The organism is Paraglaciecola sp. T6c (genome assembly GCF_000014225.1).
Classification (GTDB): domain Bacteria; phylum Pseudomonadota; class Gammaproteobacteria; order Enterobacterales; family Alteromonadaceae; genus Paraglaciecola; species Paraglaciecola atlantica_A.
This window is the reverse complement of record NC_008228.1, coordinates 5,062,418-5,080,012: the sequence shown is the minus strand read 5'-3', so window position 1 is coordinate 5,080,012 and position 17,595 is coordinate 5,062,418. Positions and strand designations below refer to the sequence as shown.

General features: G+C 45.7%; 16 protein-coding genes. 3 read left to right on the top strand and 13 right to left on the bottom strand.

From position 1 onward, the window contains the following. Nucleotides 1-11: 11 nt before the first annotated feature. Genes PATL_RS21625 through tatA form a run of 6 tightly spaced genes read right to left on the bottom strand, consistent with a single transcriptional unit; the run spans nt 12 to nt 4,666 of the window. Nucleotides 12-1,907, bottom strand: coding sequence for a sensor domain-containing diguanylate cyclase (locus PATL_RS21625; RefSeq protein ID WP_011576905.1), 1,896 nt, complete (start codon nt 1,905-1,907; stop codon nt 12-14). Nucleotides 1,908-1,910: 3 nt separating this feature from the next. Further along, on the bottom strand, nt 1,911-2,699 hold the full coding sequence (locus PATL_RS21620; RefSeq protein WP_011576904.1) for a TatD family hydrolase: 789 nt from the start codon (nt 2,697-2,699) through the stop codon (nt 1,911-1,913). A 1-nt stretch (nt 2,700) separates the two neighbouring features. After that, entirely contained in the window at nt 2,701-3,285 is a 585-nt protein-coding gene (locus PATL_RS21615; protein WP_011576903.1) for a hypothetical protein, read from the bottom strand. Then, nucleotides 3,282-4,091, bottom strand: a complete 810-nt coding sequence (gene tatC, locus PATL_RS21610) for a twin-arginine translocase subunit TatC (RefSeq protein ID WP_011576902.1) — start codon at nt 4,089-4,091, stop codon at nt 3,282-3,284. The genes PATL_RS21615 and tatC overlap by 4 nt, the downstream gene beginning before the upstream one ends. Nucleotides 4,092-4,097: 6 nt before the next feature. Then, nucleotides 4,098-4,397 carry a Sec-independent protein translocase protein TatB gene (gene tatB, locus PATL_RS21605; protein WP_006995013.1) on the bottom strand — a complete coding sequence of 100 codons (300 nt, stop codon included), beginning with the start codon at nt 4,395-4,397 and terminating at the stop codon, nt 4,098-4,100. 14 nt (nt 4,398-4,411) lie between these two features. After that, a complete protein-coding gene (tatA, locus tag PATL_RS21600) occupies nt 4,412-4,666 on the bottom strand; it encodes a twin-arginine translocase TatA/TatE family subunit (RefSeq protein WP_011576901.1) in 255 nt (84 codons plus the stop codon). 118 nt (nt 4,667-4,784) lie between these two features. Between tatA and PATL_RS21595 the strand changes: the two genes are divergently transcribed. After that, complete coding sequence (locus tag PATL_RS21595) at nt 4,785-5,732, top strand: hypothetical protein (protein WP_086003949.1); 948 nt, start codon at nt 4,785-4,787, stop codon at nt 5,730-5,732. Nucleotides 5,733-5,794: 62 nt separating this feature from the next. On the opposite strand, the gene ubiB is transcribed toward PATL_RS21595, so the two are convergent. From ubiB to prlC, 5 genes are all read right to left on the bottom strand, one after another. Further along, complete coding sequence (gene ubiB, locus PATL_RS21590) at nt 5,795-7,429, bottom strand: ubiquinone biosynthesis regulatory protein kinase UbiB (protein ID WP_011576899.1); 1,635 nt, start codon at nt 7,427-7,429, stop codon at nt 5,795-5,797. 3 nt (nt 7,430-7,432) lie between these two features. Further along, on the bottom strand, nt 7,433-8,074 hold the full coding sequence (locus PATL_RS21585; protein WP_011576898.1) for a ubiquinone biosynthesis accessory factor UbiJ: 642 nt from the start codon (nt 8,072-8,074) through the stop codon (nt 7,433-7,435). After that, nucleotides 8,075-8,875: a bifunctional demethylmenaquinone methyltransferase/2-methoxy-6-polyprenyl-1,4-benzoquinol methylase UbiE gene (ubiE, locus tag PATL_RS21580; RefSeq protein WP_011576897.1), complete on the bottom strand. Its 801-nt coding sequence runs from the start codon at nt 8,873-8,875 to the stop codon at nt 8,075-8,077. Nucleotides 8,876-9,020: 145 nt separating this feature from the next. Then, the gene (locus tag PATL_RS21575; protein WP_011576896.1) at nt 9,021-9,728 is read right to left on the bottom strand and encodes a DNA-3-methyladenine glycosylase I; all 708 of its coding nucleotides are present in this window, start codon (nt 9,726-9,728) and stop codon (nt 9,021-9,023) included. A 30-nt stretch (nt 9,729-9,758) separates the two neighbouring features. Beyond that, nucleotides 9,759-11,801 carry an oligopeptidase A gene (gene prlC / locus PATL_RS21570; RefSeq protein WP_011576895.1) on the bottom strand — a complete coding sequence of 681 codons (2,043 nt, stop codon included), beginning with the start codon at nt 11,799-11,801 and terminating at the stop codon, nt 9,759-9,761. Between the two features lie 267 nt (nt 11,802-12,068). On the opposite strand from prlC, the gene gorA reads away from it, so the two are divergent. Continuing rightward, the gene (gene gorA / locus PATL_RS21565) at nt 12,069-13,418 is read left to right on the top strand and encodes a glutathione-disulfide reductase (protein WP_011576894.1); all 1,350 of its coding nucleotides are present in this window, start codon (nt 12,069-12,071) and stop codon (nt 13,416-13,418) included. A gap of 327 nt (nt 13,419-13,745) precedes the next feature. Further along, nucleotides 13,746-14,546 (top strand): RMD1 family protein, encoded by an 801-nt coding sequence (locus PATL_RS21560; protein ID WP_011576893.1) that lies wholly within the window; start codon nt 13,746-13,748, stop codon nt 14,544-14,546. A 113-nt stretch (nt 14,547-14,659) separates the two neighbouring features. Here PATL_RS21560 and secF read toward each other — a convergent pair whose 3' ends face one another. Both secF and secD read right to left on the bottom strand, forming a co-directional pair. Then, entirely contained in the window at nt 14,660-15,646 is a 987-nt protein-coding gene (gene secF / locus PATL_RS21555; RefSeq protein ID WP_011576892.1) for a protein translocase subunit SecF, read from the bottom strand. Further along, complete coding sequence (gene secD, locus PATL_RS21550) at nt 15,643-17,469, bottom strand: protein translocase subunit SecD (protein WP_011576891.1); 1,827 nt, start codon at nt 17,467-17,469, stop codon at nt 15,643-15,645. Before secD ends, secF begins: the two co-directional genes overlap by 4 nt. Nucleotides 17,470-17,595: the final 126 nt, after the last annotated feature.

Genomic DNA, 17,595 nt, shown 5'->3' with positions numbered 1-17,595 from the left:
GAGAATTACATCTATTCAGAGGTCGGCAGCTGCTGCGCCACGATGCAATTTCGTCCGTTATTTTTAGCTTGGTAAAGTAATTGATCCGCAAAGCCGATTAACACATCTTCACTCTGCTGGGGGTCCATGATGGCGCTGGCTAAGCCAATACTCACAGTTAAATTAACAACCACACCCGCGCTATAAACGGGGGTGTCTTGAATATCTAGCCTTAACTGCTCGAGTAAGTCCTGAGCGCCTTTAATATCGGTGCTTGGCAAGATGACAGAGAACTCTTCTCCCCCATAGCGACATACATCATCACTGGGGCGCTTAAGGGCTTTTTTCAAGCGCTCGGCGACAAACTTAATACATTCATCTCCTACTAGATGGCCATGCTCATCGTTCACGCGCTTAAAGTGATCAATATCAATCATAGCCACAACTAGTTCGGTGCGCTCACGGCGGCTTCGGCGCACTTCCGCTAAATATTTCTTATCAAAATAGCGCCGGTTACGAATACCCGTTAACGCGTCTAACGTGTTCTTTTCTTCTAGTTCGCGGTTAATTTCTGATAACTCCCTAAGGGCTATCTCTAACTCTAACGTGCGCTCTTGCACGCTATACTCCAATTCTTCTTGGGCGTTGTTTTGCTGCTCGAGCACTTCGTCTTGCACTGCACGCATATCTCGTTCTTTACGCAATGCTTCCCGCTGAGCTCTAAACAACTGACGGCGCTGGTGATTAACGCTCAAAGCTAGCATGAGAGCCAATAAGAAAGTTTCAATGATGACACCTAGCATCAGCAAGTAGTTAGATGAAATAGACAGGGTCAGCACATTGAGGTGGTCAAGACAGGCAATCAAGGAGCTGACCAACAGTGATGTCCAAGCTAGTGTGTAAAAGCGCGCTAAATGGACTTGCTTATACCAACACCAAATACCGACTGCGTATATGAACAAACTTATCCCGCAAAGTGCAAATAAGAAGGGTTCCAAAAACCATGATTTGGGAATAAACAAGCCCGCGATTAAGCTCAGAGCAAATAAAATGGCCAACCCATTTAAAATTTTGTGCAAGCGCAGGCTGATACTTTTGATATCTAACAGAATATTGGTAAATACGATCGCGTAAAAGACCGTGGCATTGGCCCAGATAGACACACTGTGTTTTTGCATCCATGGGCTGTCGGACCAAATATACTTGTACCCAATGCCTTGCATCGCAGCGAGTAGCAGCGCAAAGCTGAATACATAACCTGCATAAAGTAAAAACACAGGCTGGCGGCTGATCACGAAGAAAAACAAGTTACTGATCCCCATGGCGAACAAGATGCCAAAGAAAAGCCCTATCAGGATGCTGTGCTCACCATTGAATACTAAAAACGCAGACTCGGCCCAAAGATGGATTGGCACCTGTAACGTACCATCACTGCTAAGTCGCATAACAACACGTAAGTTTTCATCAAATTTAGGGATGGAAAACATGAACGTTTCGTAGGGCATACTGCGAGATGCAAATGGCAGAGTGTCGCCCGTTTGATAATGATCGAGAAGTTCGCCTTCTTCAATAAACCACACAGAGATGTGATCAATAAGTCCATTGTTCAACTCAAGTAACCAATGTTCATTGGAGCGTAAATTGGGAATCGTAAAACTCAGCCAATGGGGCGTGTCTGACATGGGCAGGCCAAGCTCAAAACCATCAACTGCCTTCCATTGATGGCTGTTTGCATCTGGCAGTGTATTGATTTTGTATTGCTGTTGAGTATCGGTGAGAACAGTTAATTGGCTATTCGTCAGTGACTCTGGTGTTTGCAGCTTAATTGAAAAAACCGTGACCAAAAAAAGTAAAATACAGGTAACTGACATCAGCTGAATGGCAGCACGTTGAGTCAGCACGCTGTGAAATAATGTGTTTATTGCCACCGCTTAACCTATAGCCAGTAAGTCGTGGCTGTTGCGCAAACTAGCGTCAGCCAGTGCAGTTAACGGTGTATTCATTAACGCCGTTAGCGCTTTGGCAATAGCGGGTAAATAGCAAGGTTCATTCTGTTTAACACCAGTGATCTTGTCGCTACCCAGTTTTTTAGGTTTCAGATAGGGAGCGTCAGTTTCCAATATGAGGCGCTCTATTGGCAGATGCTTGACGGCTTCTCTTAAATCACCGCCACGTTTTTCATCGGTCACCCAACCCGTGATACCAATATAGCAACCTAGCTCAAGGTACGCCTGCATTTGCTCAGTATTACCCGTAAAACAATGCACTAGCGCGCCGCTTAATTGCTTACGGTATTGGTGTAGTAATTTATACTGGGCGTCAAACGCATCACGCTCGTGTAAAAAAACCGGAAGGCCGGTTTCGCAAGCGATAACAAGCTGCGCTTCAAATACCGCGAGTTGGATATCTCGTGGTGAGAAATCACGATTGAAATCAAGGCCGCATTCTCCAATCGCTAACACTTGAGGTTGCTCAGCAAGGGCTTTGATCTGCTGTCGGTAATCAATAGCGGCGTGCTGTGCATAATGAGGGTGAATACCCGCAGTGCTAAATACTTGCCCAGGATGCGCTTTAGCAAGCGCTGAGGCTTGTTGGCTGATGCTTATATCGGTGCCCGTAAGCATTATTTTTGCGACGTTGGCGTTAGCTGCGCGCTCAAGCATAGAGGGCAAGGTAGTGACATCGCTAGGTACGTTTACGCCAACGTCAAACCATTGCATGTTACTTTGACCGCTTCACTCGAATACGCTTGTTGCTTGACTCTTTGCCTAAGAAGTAAGAACCCAGCGCCCCTTCTTCAACATAAACCTCTTGTCCCGGTTTTAGTCTCAGTGATGTACTGTTGGTCTGGCGCCAAACTTGGCCTGTTTCCAAAGTGATGATCAGTTTGCCGTAAGGATTTTTTTGTACTGATGTAATGACTGAGGTTATTTTTTCAACTTTTTCTTGTGGCTCCGTCACCTTCGACAAACCAAAGCGCTTGACTTGATCTTCGCGGCTGGCATAGTTATCTGTTGGCGCGCGTTTCTCTGCGCTAACGCTTACAGGAGATGTAGCTGGTGACTTAGTCGGCGTTATGACAGGTGGTGTTGCGGCGTTACTGTTTGGTGTGCTCACCTTAGTGACATGTAGGTCATTCTTGATGTTTTTTTCCGCATATTTAACAGCAAGTTTGTCGTAGCAGGCAAGGCGAACAGCATTGTCTGTTTGAGCGCGACAAGCCTGTAACTGGCTCGCAATATCTTGCGCGTGAACTGTGGTGATGCTGCTTAGCAGTAATCCAATGGCAATAATGACATTCTTCATGATTGTTCCTGTTCCTTCTTTTCTTGCTCTGTCTGTTCTTCTTTTCGCATTTCAGTCGGCTCGTCGCTGTGCTCGTCATCGTCAGCGTGTTCTTTGCGTTTGACGTACATGCTGCCGACTAAAATGCCGACTTCAAACAATATCCACATGGGTATCGCCAGTAATGTTTGCGAAATGATGTCAGGCGGAGTCAGCAGCATACCTAACGTAAACACACCGACAATGACGTAAGGCCGCTTTGCTCGCAATGAATCTGGAGTGCTGACACCCGTCCAGCACATCAAGACGATTGCCACGGGGATTTCAAACGATAAACCGAAGGCAAAAAAGATCTTCAACACAAAATCTAAATAACTGCTGATATCAGTGTTAATTGTCACGCCCTCAGGGGCGACACCAGTGAAGAAAGCAAAAGCAAGAGGGAACACCACATAATAGGCGAACGCCATACCCGAATAGAACAACAAGGTGCTGGAAAACAACAGAGGCGCCACTAAACGTTTTTCATTACGGTATAAACCGGGGGCTATAAAGGCCCAAATTTGATACAGCACAACAGGGATTGCGATAAAAAACGACAACACCAAGGTCAGTTTAAACGGTGCAAAAAAGGGTGATGCAACGTCCGTGGCAATCATTTCTGCTTGATCTGGCAAGGTGTCAAGCAGAGGGGTCGCGAGCCAGTGGTATAGGTCTTGGGCGAAATAGACCAAGCACAAAAACACCACAAACACACTCAATACTGCTTTTAACACTCTGCCACGTAATTCGATTAGGTGGGCAATTAAGCTATTTGGATCTGACATCCGTGACTACTTTTTTTCGTATGGTTTCTGAACAGACTTCGCTGCGTCTCGCAGTTCATCTACGGATTTTTGCAATTCAGGTGATAGATTCTCTAAACCTTGTTGCTCAGCTTTTTTCAGGTTTTCGTGTAATTCGTGAATTTTAAACTGCTGTTCCACTTCTTGCCGAAATCCCGTGGCCATGCTTTTAACACTGCGCACAGTGCGCATGGTCGAGCGAATTGCGCCAGGCAAACGCTCAGGGCCCAGCACCAAAAGAGCTACCACGCCAATAACGAGTAATTCGAGAAAGCCAATATCAAACATGGGTAATGCTCGCGTTACTCACTTTTAGCCTTAGTGTCTGATTCACTTTTGACATTCTGTTGTACAGTCTGGTCATTTGCTTTGCTGTTATCTTCGACTTTCTCATCAGCTTTAAAGTCTGCGTCCTTGTCATCATCTGATACGGCTTTCTTAAAACCTTTTACCGCAGAGCCTAAGTCTCCGCCCATATTACGAAGTTTTTTAGTGCCAAAAAGTAAAACGACGATCACTAAAATAATGATTAACTGCATTGGGCTAATACCGAACATAACAAACTCCTCTTAAATATTTGAGCCCATTATACGTAGCAAATTAAAAAGGTCACTGGATTTGATTAAGCAAACATTTCAATGCACAGTAATACCTTAGAATACAGGGAGTACGGCATTGAATTTTAAATACCTGATTTTGCTGATGTCGTTTAGTGCATTTCATTGCCAAAGTGCCCAAGATGAGCAAGGTACAGCGCAAAAAGAGGAGCCAGAACCGGTCTATCCTTGGCTCGATGATATGCATAATAATATCGCGCAATCGGTGCAAGATACGGCAATATGGTTTGATGATTTCTTTTTTCTCGACGGTGTCATGCATCAAGAGGTCGCTCAAGCAGAAGCGAGAATTCGTTTAGGTTGGGAGCCGCGTACGCGAGAGTTAGACCAATTTCAAAATCGTTTTCGAGTGCGAGTACGTTTACCTAATTTAAAAAACCGCTTAGATATAGTCCTGTCAGATTACGACGATGAAGCCGGTTTGGGCAATGAACGCTTAGGTCGCGACAATAGTTTCGGTGATACAGATCGACTCAACCTAGCGCTTAGTTGGCGCTCTCGACCCAACAGTGGATTTTCACATCGCATTGGCGTCGGGCGCGGCCTGCAAACCTTTGTAAAGAGCCGTTATCGTAACCATTATTCACTGGCGACAGATACGCTAATGCGTGTTGAAGGTTCTGTTTATTATTACAGTGATGACGGTTTCGGCAGCCATTTCTCAACCAAGTTTGACTACAGCGCCAACGCTGACACTCTGTATCGCTTTGACAATAACTTTTATTACCGGGATCGAACCAAAGACTGGTTATGGCGCCACAGCTGGCAAAGCTTGCATCAATTCAATCGTAAAACTGCCATTATCACCGGCTACTACATTGAAGGATTAAGCAAGCCAAACTATCAGATAAACGAGCATTACGTGAGCATGCGCTGGCGGCAAAACACGTTAAGAGAATGGCTGTTTTATGAAGTCGAACCTTTTATTTTGTTGCGCAGGGACGAACATTTCTCGCCCTCTTATGGCTTGGCTCTACGAGTTGAAGGCTTTTTTGGGCACTCGTAAAGGAGCGTATCAGAGAGCAAAAAAGACACCAAAAGTGCCTTTCATTATCAGTTTCATAGGGCCTACTCTGGCACTCTGCAGCGCCACGCAATTAACCAGCTAAAAACGCCAAATGTAGCGATACTCGCCGGTATCCACCAATGCTGAATGTAAACAGGCATCACACTGGACACTACCAACAACGTTGCTCCAATAATAGTAAATACTAATCTACGCTGTTGCTGTTTCACCTGCCACTGCTGCTTTTCGAACTGCAACTTTTGTTGCTCGGGATAGCGTTTGATTTGGCGCATAGAGTCATACACTAAATCGGGAATTTCTGGCAACTTTTCAGACCAGAACGGTAAATTCGCTGAAACCTTGTTATACATGGCTTTTACGCCAATTTGTTCACGCATCCAATTTTCTAAGAAGGGTTTGGCGGTTTGCCATAAATCTAATTGCGGGTACAACTGGCGGCCTAAACCCTCTATATACAACAGGGTTTTTTGCAGCAGCACCAATTGCGGCTGAATAATCATATTGAAGCGTCTAGCGGTATTAAATAACTGCAGTAGCACATTACTGAATTCAATTTCAGCCAGAGGCTTTTGGAAAATGGGCTCGCATACGCGGCGAATCGACGCTTCAAATTCATCAATGCTGGTGGTGCTTGGCACCCAACCTGAATCAACGTGTAGCTCAGCTACTTTACGGTAATTGCGATTGAAGAAAGCGATAAAATTTTCCGCTAAGTAGCGTTTATCTTCGCTATTGAGCGTGCCGACAATACCGTAATCTATGGTGATATATTGTGGGTCGTCAGGGTTATCCAAGGCGACAAATATATTGCCGGGGTGCATGTCAGCATGGAAAAAGCTGTCTCTGAACACCTGGGTGAAAAATACCTCTACCCCGCGTTCGGCAAGCTTTTTCATATTGGTGCCACGGGCTTCTAACGTGGCAACATCAGAAATGGGAGTGCCATAAATACGTTCCATTACCATCACATTTGCATGGCAGTAATCACTGTAAATATGTGGCACGTATAACGCGGTAGAATCTTCAAAATTACGTTTAAATTGAATGCCATTGGCGGCTTCGTTAAGTAAGTCCAACTCGCCAATGATCGTTTTTTCGTATTCTGCGACAACTTCAACCGGGCGTAAGCGTTTACCATCTGGCAGTAATTTTTGTAATGCATTAGCAAAAGTGCGCATAAGCTGAATATCAGCATGGATCGCGGAGCCTATATTTGGGCGAATCACTTTAACGACGACTTCTTCGCTATGACCAATCAGTTTGGCTGCATGCACTTGGGCGATGGATGCTGACGCTAAAGGTGTTTCTTCAAATTCACTGAAGACTTCGCTTAGGTCGCTGACGCCAAGCGCATGACGAATAATTCGCTGAGCTACCTCGCTGTCAAAAGGCTCGACCTGGTCTTGCAGGATGGCCAATTCGTTAGCAATGTCTTGGCTTAGCAAGTCTTTACGGGTAGACAACATTTGGCCAAATTTAATAAATACTGGCCCTAAAGACTGCAACGCTAAACGAATACGGGCACCGGGGGATTTATCTTTATGCTTGTTACGCAACCAGAAAAAGCCGAAGCGTCCTAATTTAGCGTACCAAGGCAGCCACTTGTCAGGAATAAGTTCATCTAAGCCGTGTTGTAAAAAAACTTTATTGATTTGGTATAAACGAAGGATCCGCACGAGTTATTGGTCATCCTGTTGTGAGGCAATGAGGTGATCGATTCGCGCTTCAAGCCTATCGCTGGCGCTACGTAGGTGATTTACCTGATCACAAAAATCCGCAACTTCGATTTCGGTCACCGCGACGGCTTCAGGTTGGGTTAAATGCGCGCTGAGCTGGTCAGCGAGTTTCTCCACTTCTTGTTGAGCCGTATTGAAGAACGCTTTCACGCTACTAAAGGTTTGATGAGCAACCACGTCACCTGTGTATTTAGATAACTGTTCTTCCCAATCAATATCCAGCTCTTTCATTAGATTGCTAAATCCTTGGGCAACATCGATATCACCGTCTAAATCTAGCTTTCCTTGTTGAATCAGCTGACTGATTTTACTGCTGTCACTTAATGCGCTAAGCGTGCTTAAACTAAGAGTAATATGGCAATCTGCTGCGGCATCAGCGGGTGCTGACTGTTGATCTTGCTGCAAGGCGCTGACATCAATTTGCTCAGAAAAAGTAAACAGTAAAGACCAAGGTAACTCATTAATAGTGACCTGCAGTTGTTTGCCCGCTAACTTTTTTAAGCGAGGTTTACAATCAGGATCGAGCTGCAAAAGTTGGTTAAGGGTTAACTCAACGCCCGCGCTTATCAGCTGCCCGACTAACATTTAAAACTTAAACCCGCGGTGCAGAGCAACAATACCGCCTGTTAGGTTGTGATAGGTCACTTGCTCAAAACCGGCTTCTTGCATCATGTCTTTCAGCACATCTTGCTCTGGATGCATGCGAATCGATTCTGCTAAGTATTTGTAGCTGTCACCGTCTTTGGCAACCAGCTCGCCAATTTTAGGCAGTAAATGGAATGAATAGGCATCATAAACCTTATTCAATACTTCGCTGGTAGGTTTTGAAAACTCCAACACCAATAACCGCCCGCCGGGTTTCAAAACGCGGTACATAGACGCTAAGGCCTTGTCTTTGTCGGTCACGTTGCGCAGACCAAAGGCAATAGTAATGATATCGAAACTGTTATCAGGAAAGGGCAGGGCTTCGGCGTTAGCCTGTACGTATTTCACATTACTGACAATGCCTTTGTCGCGCAGCTTGTCACGGCCTACTCGTAGCATGGCATCATTGATATCGGCTAACACCACTTCACCGCTGTCGCCTACAATACGTGAAAACTTAGCGGTTAAGTCACCTGTGCCACCGGCTAAATCGAGTACTTTGTGGCCGGCTCTTGCACCGCTGCAGTCTATGGTAAAGCGTTTCCATAAGCGGTGAATACCCATAGACATGACGTCGTTCATGATGTCGTATTTCGCGGCGACCGATTGAAAAACCTCAGCAACCATAGAGGCTTTGGCATTCTTATCGACTTGTTGAAAACCAAAGTGGGTTTTTTCTGATGATTCTGGGGCTTGCTCGTGGCTGGTATCTGAAGCCCCGTGTTGCTCGCTAACGCTCATGTCAATTCCTTAATAAACTCATGACGCTAGTGTATCGAAATTCACAGTGCCAATCTAAAAAAATTACAGCGTTATACGTCTAAACTGGCGCAAAAGATTATTCACCGGCACATGCGTTATTGCCTTGCGCTAATACACTAGCAGATCAGGCTGCTAAATTGTCTCCTACGCTGATAGCAATAAGCGTACTGAGGGCCTGCATAGAGCGGCCACTTTGCGCCTGTAACTGATTAAACGCTGCTTGGATTGCACTTAGGCTACGCTTGGATGTCACTCCACCTGAAATAATATCCCGTTGGCTAAAGTAACTCGTGACATCGCGAGTCAGCAAAAAAGTATCCTTGCCTAATGCACGCAGCGCGTAAGGGCCTGTGTTGCCACCTAAGCGAGCGCCATGCTTCTTCAAATAGACCCACAGACCAGTGATATCAGCCACAGGCCAGTTAGCGACAAACTGCGCAAAACTGTCGTGATCACGGCGAACAGAGTCGATCATGATGGCGTTGTCGCGAATGGTTTGCACTTTTTTATAGTTGCGAATAATGGCTGGATCTTGAGCGCGCTTTTCAAGCATTTCATCCGGCATAAGCAGTACTTTGTCGATATTAAATTCGAAAAACAAACGTTCGAACTCAGGCCACTTATTGCGTACCACTCGCCATACAAAACCTGATTGAAAGACCTTTTTGCTAAATTCAGCTAAGAAACGATCATCACCCAATTGGGCGATGTCTTTATCGGCAAGGGGGTCACTAAGTAAACTTTCAACGGCGCCAGGGCCGCCTTTTCGTTCGCTGGCACGTTGGTAAATGGCCTGATAATGTTCCAAATTGGCTAAAACGTTGTCGCTCACCCTGACTCCTAACATTAAAAATCTACTTGTTTACCCTTCAATACCGCTGTGGCGCAATAATGCATCAACTTTCGGCTCACGGCCTCTAAACGCAACAAACAATTCCATGGGCTCTTTACTACCACCCTTTTCAAGAATGTTGTTCAAGAAATCTTGACCTACCTGCTGGTTAAATATGCCTTCCTCTTCAAATCGACTAAATGCGTCTGATGACAACACCTCAGCCCATTTATAGCTGTAATAACCTGCTGCATAACCACCAGCAAAAATATGCCCAAAACTATTCTGGAAGCGGTTAAACTCAGGTGGAATAACCACAGCTACTTTGCTACGTACGTCATCTAACAAGCCTTGCACTGAGGTTTTCTGCTCACTGTTATATTGCTCGTGTAAGCTGAAATCAAATAAGCTAAATTCCAATTGACGCACCATCTGCATGGCTGACTGGAAGTTACGTGCCGCTAGCATTTTATCCAACAAGTCTTGGGGGAGTGGCTCGCCCGTTTCATAGTGGCTTGAGATAAACGCCAATGCTTCAGGCTGCCAGCACCAGTTTTCTAAAAACTGGCTGGGTAACTCAACCGCATCCCATGCCACACCGTTGATGCCTGATACGCCAGCAACGTCGATTTGGGTCAACATGTGATGAATGCCGTGGCCAAACTCATGGAATAAGGTAATCACTTCATCGTGAGTGAATAACGCAGGCTTGTTGCCTACTGGGCCACTGAAGTTACACGTTAAATAAGCCACCGGCAGTTGCATTGTGCCATCAGGTTTGGCGCGACGCGTTTGGCACTCGTCCATCCAGGCTCCGCCACGTTTGTGTTCGCGAGCGTACAGGTCTAAGTAAAAGCTGCCGCGTAAATCACCTTTTGCGTCTTTGATATCAAAGAAGCGCACATCTTCGTGCCAAGTGTCTACACCATCACGTTCGCTAATTTGTAGACCGTATAAACGTGATACCACTTCAAATAAGCCATCCACTGCTTTATGGGCAGGGAAATACGGACGCAGGGCTTCATCTGAAATGGCGTATTTTTGCTCTTTGAGTTTTTCGCTGTAATAAGCCAAATCCCACGCTTGTAGCTCAGGCTTGTCATATTGGGTTTTGGCGAATTCTGCCAGTTCGGTTAAGTCTTGTTGGGCTTGTGGTCGTGAGCGCTGCGCTAAGTCTTGCAAAAAGCCTTTTACCTGACTGGTCGATTCTGCCATTTTCGTGGCCAAAGAGCGTTCTGCGTAATTGGAGAAATCTAATAAGTTGGCGAGCTCTTGGCGCAATGCCATGGTTTCATCGATGAGTGGGCCGTTATCCCATTGGCCTGCATTTGGCCCTTGGTCAGACGCGCGTGTCGTAAATGCGCGGTACATTTCTTCGCGCAATAGGTGGTTATCGGCATGCATCATCACAGGTAAATAGCTAGGGATATCAAGGGTGAACAACCAGCCATCCAACTCTTTGCTTTCAGCAAGTTGTTTGGCAGCGGACAAGGCGGACTCGGGTAAACCGGCCAACTCAGTTTCATCGGTGATGTGTTTTTGCCAGCCTAGCGTAGCGTCCATCACGTTGTTGCTAAACGTTGAGGATAAATCTGACAAGCGGCTTTTTATCTCGCCGTAACGCTGTTTTTTCTCGTCATCTAAGCCGACGCCCGATAACTCGAAATCACGCACTGTGTTCTCAATGACTTTACGTTTTGCCTCATCCAGTTCAGCGAACTCCGCACTATTTTGAATATGCAGGTAGGCTTGGTATAAGCCCTTATGCTGACCAACCCAAGTGCCATATTCAGATAACAAGGGTAAGCAAGCGTCGTGCGCTTCACGCAGTTCGTCCTTGCTGACCACTGAATTCATGTGTGAAACCGGTGACCACATGCGACCAAGTTCATCGTCTTTGTCTTCTAATTTAGCGGCGAAGTTGTCCCATGTGTAAGTTGGCTGGGCAAGCAAGGTTTCTATGGTTTGTTTAGCATCTTCAATCGCTTGCTTAACAGCGGGCTGAATTTGCTCGGGACTAATTTCTGAAAAACGTGGTAATCCAGACAAATCTTGCAACGGGCTTAGGGACATAATGAACTCTCAAGTAGAGGGAATAATGACTAGTAAGTAAGGCAGTTCATACGCGAATTCAAGTGTTTGTATGGATCTAGGCTAAAATCAATGCGTTTATAGGCGATTTGAGCAGCTGTAGTTTTGTTGCAAGTTATTCTCTGCTTGATAGGTCTATAATGCTCAGGTTTATTATTTTCGATTAACCCGATTAAAAAATTCATTTGTCTTTAATCAGACGAACCTTATATCGTGTAGTCACAGCTAGTTAATTTAGGATGAGTAGAAATGGCAGATTTTGATTATATATGTATCGGCGGCGGCAGTGGCGGTATTGCTTCAGCAAACCGAGCATCCAAGCACGGCAAAAAAGTAGCGTTAATTGAAGCACGCCATATTGGTGGCACGTGCGTTAACGTAGGTTGTGTGCCTAAAAAAGCCATGTGGTTTGGTGCTCAGGTCGCTGAAGCCATTAATCATTATGCCGCCGATTACGGTTTCGACGTGACGGTGAATAAATTCGACTGGAAAAAACTAGTAGACAGTCGCGAAGCATATATCAAACGTATCCATGCCTCTTACGATCGCGTGTTGGGCAACAATGACATCACGGTGATCAATGGTTTTGCTCGTTTCGTGGATAAAAATACCGTAGAAGTTGACGGCAAGCATTACACCGCTGACCACATCCTTATTGCCACTGGTGGTCGCCCTGTTACACCAAGCATTCCTGGTGCAGAGCTAGGCATCGATTCAGATGGTTTCTTTGAATTAACGGAACAACCTAAACGCGTTGTGGTAGTAGGTGCCGGTTATATCGCCGTTGAGCTAGCAGGTGTATTACATTCTCTTGGTAGCGAAACCCACCTAGTTGTGCGCAAGCATGCGCCACTTCGTTCATTTGATACCATGTTAAGTGAAACCTTGGTTGAGATAATGGCTCAAGACGGCCCAACGCTACATACTCATCGTATACCAGAGAAACTTGAAAAGAACGAAGATGGCAGCTTAACGCTAACTTTCGAGTGCGGTGAGAAAATCGAAGCGGATAGCGTCATTTGGGCTATTGGTCGTGCACCAGCAAACGATAACATGGGGTTAGACAAAGCCGGAGTGACGGTGAATCAACGTGGTTATATCGCAGTGGATAAATACCAGAACACCAGTGTTGATGGTATTTATGCGGTGGGCGATAACATAGGTAAAGTAGAACTTACACCTGTGGCGGTTAAAGCGGGTCGTTTACTTTCGGAGCGTTTGTTTAATGGCCAGAAAGACGCACACATGGATTACACTCTGATCCCAACCGTTGTCTTCAGTCACCCAGCTATCGGTACAATGGGCTTAACTGAACTTGAAGCGGAAGCCGAGTTTGGCAAAGATAATGTCAAAGTGTATAACTCGAGCTTTGCGGCCATGTACACGGCGGTGACCAGCCACAGACAAATGACGCGCATGAAGCTGATTTGTGTGGGTGAAGAGCAAAAAGTCGTTGGCTTACATGGTATTGGCTACGGTATGGATGAAATACTGCAAGGCTTTGGGGTGGCGATGAAAATGGGCGCAACTAAAGCGGACTTTGATGCCTGTGTGGCCATTCATCCTACTAGCGCTGAAGAGTTTGTTACGCTTAACTAGTCACGATTTTATCCGCTTGAGGTGTCGTTAAACACTTTTAAAAAGATAAACGAAAATTCTCTCTCAACGCCTCTGTTATTTTTGCTAACAGGGGCGTTTTTTATGAGCCGACTTTATAGCGCATAAAGCAGCTTGTGTCGCTCTAATAAAGGCGTGTTGAGCGAGTTCCATGAGTGTGAAATCTACGATTTAACAGCGGGCTTTCAGACGAAAAAATCATCTTAAAAATATTTTCAAATTGCACAAAAATTCCACTGTACACGGATTGAATTCGGCCTTACATTAGCGCGATTTTCTCTTACTGGCCATGGGCCTACCGGATACATTGTGAAATTTAGTAATAATCGCATTTCAGCCATTTACTTAGGTAATGAAGAGTCGATTTTAAGTTCTGAACAAGATTGGTTAAATGCAGAGCGCGGCGCGCGTTATCGCGACGCGGTGCATATTGCGTTACCTGGTGGTGAAGTGTGGTTATTTGACTACGGTATTGCCGTATTTTGGGGTGTGGATGAAGACGAACGGTTAGCGTTATTGCATCGGTTAAGTTTGGCTGAAGGTTTATTAACTGCCGCTAGCCAAGAGCATTTTCGCTTTGTGTTAGATGCACCTGAATCTCGTATCAGTCAGGATACCGTGAGTTTGGCCCAAGATGATCATTTGTCGCGTTTGGCGGTGAGCCATGCGTTAGCACAATCGTTAAAGCTAAACGAATATGAAAGTCAGGCACAACAAACAATCCAAGACCACGCGCATATTCCGCAAACGTTGGCTAAAACCGGTAAAATCAAATTATCGCGACGCAATATAGCGAAGATCCGCGGTACGTTGTTCAGTACCAAAAGCGATATTATTTTGCATTATGGTTTGCTTGATACCCCTGAATTTTTCTGGGAATACCCAGAGTATGAAAGCACCTACAATTTGGCCGCACGCTATTTAGAAATTCATCAACGGGTTGAGTTGCTGTCCAAAAAGTTAGCCACCATACATGAATTATTCGACATGCTTGCGGGTGAACAGAACCACCAACATTCATCGTTCTTAGAATGGATCATTATCATTCTAATTGCAGTGGAAATTGTGATGTTTGGCGCAAAGGAAATGCAGGTACTCTTAGGCCTATGAGCCAATAAGTGACTTATATTAGTGACGTAAGCCCGCTAAAGAGCGGGCTTTTTTATACGCTAATAACCAGAAGGGCTAACGGTTAGATTTACCCTTTTTTCTACGAGCTAGGTTTACGGTTCATCGTTAAGCAACAACTCTTGGGCTCTGTGCTGATAAAACTCAGGATTTAAGCCGATAAGCTGAGGGATCGTTGCCGATACAGCAATAGACGACAAGGTACCAAATACCACGCCAGCGAACAGCCCAATAGCAAAACCTTGTAGCGGCTGACCGCCGAATATCCAGATGGCGCCTATGGTAGCGAGTGTAGTACCGGAGGTAATTAGTGAGCGTGTTAAGGTCGATTTTACGGCTGTATCGACTATGTCACTCATGCTCATATTGGTTTTCGCGCGCATCACTTCACGTAACTTATCACCGATGACAATAGAGTCATTCAGCGAGTAACCAATGATGGCCAGCACGGCCGCCAATACCGTCAAATCAAACGGTAATCCCAGCCAGGCGAATAACCCTAAAACCACGAGTACATCATGCACTAACGCCATGAGCGAGCCACAGGCTAAGCGCCATTCAAAGCGCCATGTTAGATATATCATCATGGCAATTGCAGCGACGATCAAAGCCAATCCGCCATTATCAATCAGCTCAGAGCCTACTTGTGAGCCAATATAAACCGAGTCTTGTGGGCTGATGTCATAGCCCGATTGCGCCGCGAAGTTGTTAAGCCAGTCTTTGTCGATGACATGGTTGGCACCATCAGCTTGGCGAATCGTCCATTGGGTGTTTGCCCCACTACTGTTTAACTCAAAATCGCCAGTTAGATGCGTGGCAAGCTGGTCTTGCATTTGCTTTTTATTGATACTTTGCGAGGTAGTGAACTCAGTCATGTAGCCACCCGTGAAATCTAGCCCGAGGTTCAGCCCTTTAAAGCCTAAGCCGATAGCCGAAAGCAGCATCAATGAGATGGCGAGATAAAAACCAGCCAAACGTACCTTACTGAACATGGCCATGGGTGAATGGACTCCCGTAGATTGGCTGATTGTGTTTGTCGCTTCTTGCGTACTGGTTTCATTTTTCAATGTGTTTGCGCTCATGATCTTAGCTCCTTTTGTTTGATGGCTATTTGCGGTTTAACCAATGACGTCAATACATGAGCAACGAATACGCCGGTAAACATACTGGTTAAAATGCCCAAACTTAAGGTCATCGCAAATCCTTTGACTGGCCCATAACCGATACTCAACAGTATGAGGGCGGTGATCATGGTGGTGACGTTGGCGTCTAAAATAGTGGCGAAGGCTTCTTTGTAGCCCGTTTCAATCGCCAAAAAGTTACTCCGCCCGCGTTTTCGCTCTTCTTTTATACGCTCAAAGATCAACACGTTAGTATCGACCGCCATGCCCACGGTGAGCACCAAACCAGCGATGCCGGGTAGGGTCAGTACAACATTGGGCAATAGCGCCATTAAGCCTAATAAACATACTAAGTTAAGAATCAAGCTGGTATTGGCGATAAGCCCTAATTTGCGGTACCACAAGCCCATAAAGACCAACGTAAAACCCAAGCCTATAGCGAGTGCCATGATGCCATTACCGACGTTTTCTTGTCCTAACGACGCTTGAATGGTGCGTTGCTGCACTATGGTGATAGGTGCATCTAGTGAGCCTGCACGCAATAATAAAGCGAGATCGGAAGCCGCTTGTGGGCTATCTAAATTGGTGATGCTAAAGCGGTTGCCTAACTGACTTTGAATGGTTGCTACACTAATGACCTTGCTGCTTTTGACCATCTCATCTGCGCTGTTTTTATGGTATTCAGAGAATATTGTGACCATAGGATTGCCAATATTGTCTTTAGAGAAGTCAGACATCTTCTTACCACCGATGCCGTCAAGCGCTAGGTTTACTAGTGCAATACCCATCTCATCACGCCCTGAGGTCGCATTTTCGATATTTGAGCCAGTGAAAATGGGTTTAGGTGCCAAGCGCAGACGACGACCATTTTCATCAGTAAAGGTTTTGGCTCCCACTGTGCCGCTTTGGGCCATTTCGTAGAAATCCAGCGATGCGGTGGCACCGATAATACGCTTGGCTTGCTCTGGATCTTTCACCCCTGGTAACTCAATACGTATTCTGTTTTGACCTTGGCGCTGGGTAACGGCTTCTGTGATGCCAAGCTCTTCAATACGCCCGCGCAGGGTGGTCAGAGCTTGGGCCATAATTTCATGATGAAAGGTAGTGACACTTTGATCTGAAAATACCAGCGCGGCATCGCGATCGCCGCTTGCGGTATAGGTTATGCCGGGTAGTTGCTGTTGTAACTCATTGACCACCTTTTTGACTTGGCTTGCTTGGTGAGTGAGAAAGTGAAGGTTAATCTTCTCTTGTGAGTCGGCTAGCTTCACGCTCATACCACGCAAACCTTTATCATGGATAAGCTGCAGCGCTTCGTCCTTTGCGTTGCCTAAACGTTCTTGGTCGGCTTTATGAGTATCGACCTCAAGCACAAATAACACGCCGCCGCTTAAATCTAAGCCAAGCTTGATGGGGGACATTCCCATGCCTTGTAACCATTTTGGTGCGGCTGACTGGCTGCCTAAGCGTACTTGAAAGTCGTCGCCTAAGGTCGTTTTAAGTTGGCTTTGCGCTACGAGTAAAGCTTCGTCGTCTCCGTCAATAACGATTTTACTACTCGATTCACTATTGATGATTTGCTCTACGTTGATGTTCTGCTGTTGTACTGCCTTGCGTAACGTTTGCGTATTGGGCAATGACTGTGTTGGGTTAACTGCACTGACGAGTAAGGCATTGTGATTGCCATAAAACGTCGGAATGGCATTTAAGCCTAAAATGATAACGGTGACGATAATCACCAAAATTTGCCAAGTGTACTTGGGCTTTGCTGTTGTTTTTCGCATGTTCGTTCTCTTAATTACCCAGTAGGCTTGGCTGTGTGATGTTGCAGCGCAAACCCGCTAGGAGGCGTTAGCGTTTTGACACGCGAACGCAAAAATCTATTGCTTAAGCACTCACCGGCACTTAAA